Genomic DNA, 6091 nt, shown 5'->3' with positions numbered 1-6091 from the left:
TGAATGCGTGGCCTATTCGAACAGCATACGCTGGAAATCCCTCAAAGTTGTCGGAATCCGAACCCCATTCTGACAGCACCAACAGATTTCCCCCAACGTTTTCCGAATCACACACAAATTCCCCGCTCAAAAAACCGCATAAAAAAAGAATGGCCTGGAGAAGACTTCGAACCATTCTTACGTGTATTTTACTTCGTTTTCTTATGCGAATTGTTTTGTGACCGATATTGAGATTCTCCATTTACTCGATTTCAGATGTTTTAATGCTCTCGCTTTGATACGGATAATTCTTTTATTTTTCCAACCCAATCCTTAAAAGTTCCAAATTCGCTTGAATCGAATCCGAAGTGTGTCTTGATGATGTGGACAAATTCGCTTTCATGATCGTGGAATACTCCATCTGAATAGATAAGCTGGAAGATTTCGGTTAAGACAATATATTTGGAGCGTTCACTTTTAAATTCATTTAAAATGTCCTCTAAGGAGAGACCTCTTAACTTATAATCCTCCAGTTCCATTTCCCTTTGATATCGTTTTAATAAGGAATTTTCATATATCGATAATTTGCCATCAATTCTGGCTAGTAGTGCAGCCAGTTCCAGAAATGCAATTTTCTCCTCTTGTTCTAGTTCTTCTAAGAACATTACGTACCTCTCCTTTTTATCTTTGTATTATTTATACGAAAATAGTCCCATTTGGTTTCAGTTTTTTCCGAAAGATAAAAGGCTAACAAAGCTACCGTTCGCCTTTTACTGTAAATAGATCACGATGTTTTCCGTTCTCAGTTACGAAATTGCATTCGTGTAAGAAATACCACGCTCTTTTACCAAACAAATAATCCCACAATCATCGCACTTAACAAGGATACTCCCACACCACTCACCAAGAGCTTCCAGACATTTTTTCCAATAATACTCGATTTTTCTTCACTTAGGATTGAATTAAAGGTTCCATAAATCATTCCGACTGTACTAAAGTTGGCAAATGAAGTTAAGAAGGTAACGGCAACAGCAACTGTATGTGGAGCCAGTCCACTGATTTTGCCTTTGAGGTCCAGCATTGCCACAAACTCATTAGTCGCAAGCTTTATTCCCATTAATTGGGCCACATACATAGCGTCATCTCCACCTAAACCAAGCAGAAAAGCAAATGGGCTAAAGATAATAGAGAAGATTTTTTGGATGGTCAAACCCTTTACTATGAATCCTAAAATCCCATTGATACCAGCGGTCAGTGCAACATAGCCAATAACCATTGCCATGATCACAATTACCATTTTAACACCGACTAGCATGCTGTTTGAGATAGTTGAAAAGAAATCCTTCCGCTCACTTTTTGCAGGAACATAAACGATATCTTCCTCTTTACTAACGTCAACAGGGTTCAGCATGTTTGCTATTAAGAGTGCGTTCAAACAATTTAATGGAATCGCCACAAAGACATACGTCGCAGGGACCATCGTTAAGTATGCACCAATTATGGATCCGCTGATGCTGCTCATACTCATGATTCCAAACGTAAGCAGGCGATGTTCTTTTAATACCGTGAGCTGCTGCCGGATAACGGCCAGTGCTTCTGTATTCCCAAGAAACATCATTTGAATCGAGAAGAAACTCTCAAGCTTTGGCAACCCTGATATTTTCGAAATCAGCCAGCCCACTTTATCAATAATCCATGTTAAAATTCCGAAATACGTTAGAATATCAAAGAACGTGATAATAAAGATAATAGGCATTAACGCACTAAAAAAGAAGTCCACCTGCTCATTTGCCATAACGGATGGGAATACAAATGAGGTCCCTTCATTTGCACAAGCAATTAACCAGTTAAAGAACGATGCTATTTTATTAATAATCCAAGACCCAATCTTTGTCGATAACATAAACCATGTGATCAGTAATTCTACGACCAGCAATGTTACAATGGATTTCCATTTCACCTTTCTTTTATTAGGCGAGCAAAAGTAAATCAGGACGATCATTACTATTAGACCTAGTACATTAAACAAAAAGTACACCTGATCAACTCCTTTGGTATATTATTTCCTAAAACATTTTTTGATAGAAAAAAATCCTTACCTTTTCACACCTTCCACCACAGCACAGAAAGCATGAAAAAGTAAGGACTGCTTTTATAAACAGGGTACAATCATCCAAGCAACTCTTAAAACTTTTTAAGACTCAAAAAAACAAGAGCATTTGCGATTCCCTTGTCTTTTCCTCATCCTTTATCGCCCTACTCAACGCCTGTACTCTATTCCGCAATCTCCAGTTCAATCCGATTGGCCGCGAAGAAATCGCTTATTTCTTCAGAAACAGGCTCATCGGTAATAAATAAGTCGATTTCATTTGGACGTGCAAAGGTTGCGATCGAACTTTTATCTACTTTACTATGATCTAGCAATGCAATGACTTTATTCGCAACGGAAACCATGACCTTTTTTAATTCCACTTCATATAAGCTGAAATCAGAAAGGCCATCTCGAATATTAAAAGCATAGGCCGAAGTAAATAAAAGGTCGATATTGATTTTTCTTAACAGCTCTTCTCCCAATAACCCTTCGACTGAATTGGAAGAATTTCTAACGATCCCGCCAATGATAATGACTGTTAAATATGGATTTTCTTTGAGCATGGCCGCTGTAGCGATTCCACTCGTGACTACGGTTAACTTCATTTTTGTCTCACTTAAATATTTTGCGAGTTCAAAACAGGTCGTACTAGCATCTAGAAGGATGCATTGCCCTTCTTGTATATATTGAAGCGCTCTATTACCAATTCTTTGTTTTTCCGCACGGAATTTTTTTTCACGAATTTCATAATTTTTCTCAAGTTGATCTGTTTCTTTATTGGTATCTTCCATTTTCAGCATCGCTCCGCCATGAGTACGAAGAAGCAGACCTTGTTTTTCCATTTGATTTAAATCAGATCGAATGGTAGCTGCAGAAATATTAAGTAAACTGGTCAAATCATTTACAGTTACTACTCCTTTTTCTGTCAGTAATTCTATAATTAAATTTCTGCGTTGATCTGCAAACATAGTTTCACCCTTTCATTTATTTTCGAAAATTTACTAAACGTTCTCCCAAAATAATATTAATACCCATATTATATAGGTGATCGGCTAAAAAGTCCTGTATAATCGTTGAATATGTTAAAATATTTATTTATTTCTTTTAATTCTATTTTCACTTTATTTTGTTTTGTTTTACTTCACCGCGGCAAACCGCTAGAATTTGACAATGAAAGAAAATGGAAATTCAGGTTCCCGCAACAAAACGACCTCTAAAATAGGAAAAAAAAGTCCCCTCCGAAGTAGAGAGAAGGCTTCGCTTCTTTGTTCTACTAAAGAGGAGATTCGATCATAAGACTTGACTTACTTTGCTTTCTAGATGTGATTCAAGCTGCTGTAGAATGTCTTGGAAACTATTAATATTCCAAGCTGCTCTGCCAATAAAGAGGCCATTCACATTTTTTAAATCGATGTATTCAAGAAAATTATCATGATTTACACTACCACCGTACAAAATCGGAATTCCGCTGCCAACTTCCGCAAATAGCACCTCCAACGTATCCCGAAGAAAGTCATGGATGTCGGCAACGTAGGCTGCATCTGCAGGGATTCCTTGCTCACCAATCGCCCAGACAGGTTCATAGGCAATCAGAACCTCTTTGGCATGTTCCTTTGATACGCCCTGCAAGCAAACTTTCAGTTGTGCCGCCAAGGTTTCTTTTGAAATTTGCTGTTTCTTCTGATTAATGTTTTCGCCAATGCAAATCAGTGGTTTCATCGAATATCTTAAGGCAGCATGGACTTTTTTATTGATCGCCGCATCCGTTTCATTAAAATATTGCCTTCGTTCCGAATGGCCAAGTTCAATCATATCAATGCCAATTTCAACTAACATCCGTGGCGAAATCTCACCGGTATAGGCACCACTATCTTCCCAATGCATGTTTTGTGCCCCCAAATAAATGTCGGTACCAGTCGTTAGCTCCTTAATGGGCACAAGCGATGTATGGGAAGGAATAATAAATAATTGCAGATTCGACGAGATCGCTTCTGAAATCTGTCTAAGTCCTTTCGTGAAGTCAATTCCTTCTGCGATTGTCTTTGTCATCTTCCAATTGGTCCCTATCCAAATCTTATTCATATCATAACCCCCCTTCTCCCACTCACTTGTTTAGTCAATCATCTACTAGCTACTAAACTTAATGCCTTTTCCAAAATTGACCGTACCGTTGTTTCGTTCGCTTGGTAATTCTCTTTATCTTTTCCTCTCACTTCAACAGCAACACGTAGACCATGCTCGGATTGGAGACTTAGTTCGTCAGCTTTACGTAAAATATCACTTATCTTCTCAATCGTTAAGAAACCAGGTTCCCCGATTGGCATATGGAAATCCCCATATAATTCACTATTCGGATCGACTACTGCATTAGAAAAATGAATTTGGTGGATCTCTGCTTTGGCTAGTTCTAATGCCTCCGAAATGTCTTCCTTATTTAAAGCAGCATGCGCTGTATCAAATGCTAAACCAATATTGCTGTATTTTTTTGCCACACTTGAAAGCAATTCGACGGTATCAACCATCGGTCCAATCAGACGTTTTTTATGGGCAAAACGATCAAGATGTTCGACCAAAACATTCATATTATATTTGCTAGCTTCCTCGCAAATATCGCACAAGGCTTCATAAAATCCTTCCATTGCCTCTAGTCGTCGTTCTGGACCAGGGTCTGGCCCTGGGACAAAAGCAATATTGCCAGCCCCGCATTCTGCTGCAAAGTAAATATTTTCTTTTATCTGACGAACGGTTTCTGAACGCAATTGTGAATCCAAAGAAGAAACATCGAGGTTATTTTTATCTATTAAAAAAGTGAACCATTGTGTCAGTTGGAAGTTATATTGTTCCTTTAAGGCCAAGATGCTCTTACGCTCCTGTTGATCTTGTCCATCTGCAATTTCAAATGAACGATAGAATTCTCCAGCAGCCATTTTTTCAAGCAAATTGACCGTAAAACCTTTTTCTTGTTGCATCGGAAAATATATTTCAGGTACAAGCAGGGATGGAATAAACTGTGTACTCATTTTACATTTCTCCTTTACCGATTGGTTTTCAAATGATTTTTCCTCATGCAGCCTCATGATCTGCTAAATCGAATCTAGCTACTAAACCTTAAGCTTGCAGCAATGCAAAGCTAGATTGATAGATTTGGTAAGCCTCAGCTGCTGTCCCATTTTGGTGAATGATCTTATTTAACCCAGCCACGACACCAATAGGATTTTCATCTAATGTAATATTCCGGCCAACGGCCACACCTTTAGCCCCCATATCCATGCAATGCTTCACATATGTAAAGTAATCAAGGATGTTATCCGTTTTTGGCCCCCCTAATACAAGAACAGGACGTTTGGCCGCTTCAATAATTCTCACATCTTCTTGATCACCCGTCAGTCGTGTTTTAATAATATCCGCGCCTAGTTCTGTCCCAATCCGTGCCGCTGCCGCAATCTTATCTATTTGATTGGATTCTGGATTTGTCACATGGTAGCTGTACGGTAACGTTTCACACATATACGGGACATTCCAGTGATCCGCCGATTTAGCAAGATCCCAGGCCATTTTATGTGAGGCCGCTTCTCCATCCCCGCCAGGGAAAGTCATCGAAATAACACTATCTGCCCCAAGCTTTAGTGCGTCTTCAACTGAGAGAAGGTCGGTTGTTTGAGGAATCCGTGCATCAAATACACTAGTAGAGACGTCAGCACGTACAATCAAACCTATGTCAGTAAAGGACTCAGCATACAGTTTCGCCATTCCATATGTAACGATCACAGCATTAAGTCCGTTATCAATCAGCTTTGGCAACAGAGCAATCGTTTGATCAATTCCCGCCGTTTTGCTAGAAAAATAATATCCATCCAACGCCAGCGTAATCGATTTTCCATCATTCGAAAAAATTCTCGACATCCTTCTTGTTTTGGACATATTGTGCACCTTCCTTGTTATTTGTTTATCGAACCCTTGTAAAAAAGATCTCACGGTGGAGATCTTTTCGTTTGGCTCTATTAAACTTGCCTGTTGATT

At 38.9% G+C, this 6091-nt stretch carries 6 protein-coding genes; all 6 read right to left on the bottom strand.

Translation table 11 applies throughout. The annotated features are described in order from the left end of the window. Nucleotides 1-260: 260 nt before the first annotated feature. Nucleotides 261-644: a hypothetical protein gene (locus tag V7137_RS13215; protein WP_335698518.1), complete on the bottom strand. Its 384-nt coding sequence runs from the start codon at nucleotides 642-644 to the stop codon at nucleotides 261-263. 179 nt (nucleotides 645-823) lie between these two features. Beyond that, a complete protein-coding gene (locus tag V7137_RS13210; RefSeq protein WP_335698517.1) occupies nucleotides 824-2017 on the bottom strand; it encodes a nucleoside transporter C-terminal domain-containing protein in 1194 nt (397 codons plus the stop codon). 236 nt (nucleotides 2018-2253) lie between these two features. Further along, nucleotides 2254-3039, bottom strand: a complete 786-nt coding sequence (locus V7137_RS13205) for a DeoR/GlpR family DNA-binding transcription regulator (protein ID WP_335698516.1) — start codon at nucleotides 3037-3039, stop codon at nucleotides 2254-2256. Between the two features lie 322 nt (nucleotides 3040-3361). Beyond that, nucleotides 3362-4153 carry a triose-phosphate isomerase gene (locus V7137_RS13200; protein WP_335698515.1) on the bottom strand — a complete coding sequence of 264 codons (792 nt, stop codon included), beginning with the start codon at nucleotides 4151-4153 and terminating at the stop codon, nucleotides 3362-3364. A gap of 38 nt (nucleotides 4154-4191) precedes the next feature. Next, a complete protein-coding gene (locus V7137_RS13195; RefSeq protein ID WP_335698514.1) occupies nucleotides 4192-5091 on the bottom strand; it encodes a sugar phosphate isomerase/epimerase family protein in 900 nt (299 codons plus the stop codon). 88 nt (nucleotides 5092-5179) lie between these two features. Further along, the coding region (locus V7137_RS13190; RefSeq protein WP_335698513.1) for a class I fructose-bisphosphate aldolase at nucleotides 5180-6091 on the bottom strand (912 nt) is incomplete at its 5' end.

Origin of the sequence: Neobacillus drentensis (genome assembly GCF_036962765.1) — a bacterium.
Taxonomy (GTDB): domain Bacteria; phylum Bacillota; class Bacilli; order Bacillales; family Cytobacillaceae; genus Neobacillus; species Neobacillus drentensis_C.
This window is presented reverse-complemented; position numbering and strand designations above follow the sequence as displayed.

Bases quoted from the DNA above. Each gene is read 5' to 3' on its own strand.
- V7137_RS13215 (WP_335698518.1), bottom strand. From the start codon at position 644: ATGTTCTTAGAAGAACTAGAACAAGAGGAGAAAATTGCATTTCTGGAA.
- V7137_RS13205 (WP_335698516.1), bottom strand. From the start codon at position 3,039: ATGTTTGCAGATCAACGCAGAAATTTAATTATAGAATTACTGACAGAA.
- V7137_RS13200 (WP_335698515.1), bottom strand. From the start codon at position 4,153: ATGAATAAGATTTGGATAGGGACCAATTGGAAGATGACAAAGACAATC.
- V7137_RS13195 (WP_335698514.1), bottom strand. From the start codon at position 5,091: ATGAGTACACAGTTTATTCCATCCCTGCTTGTACCTGAAATATATTTT.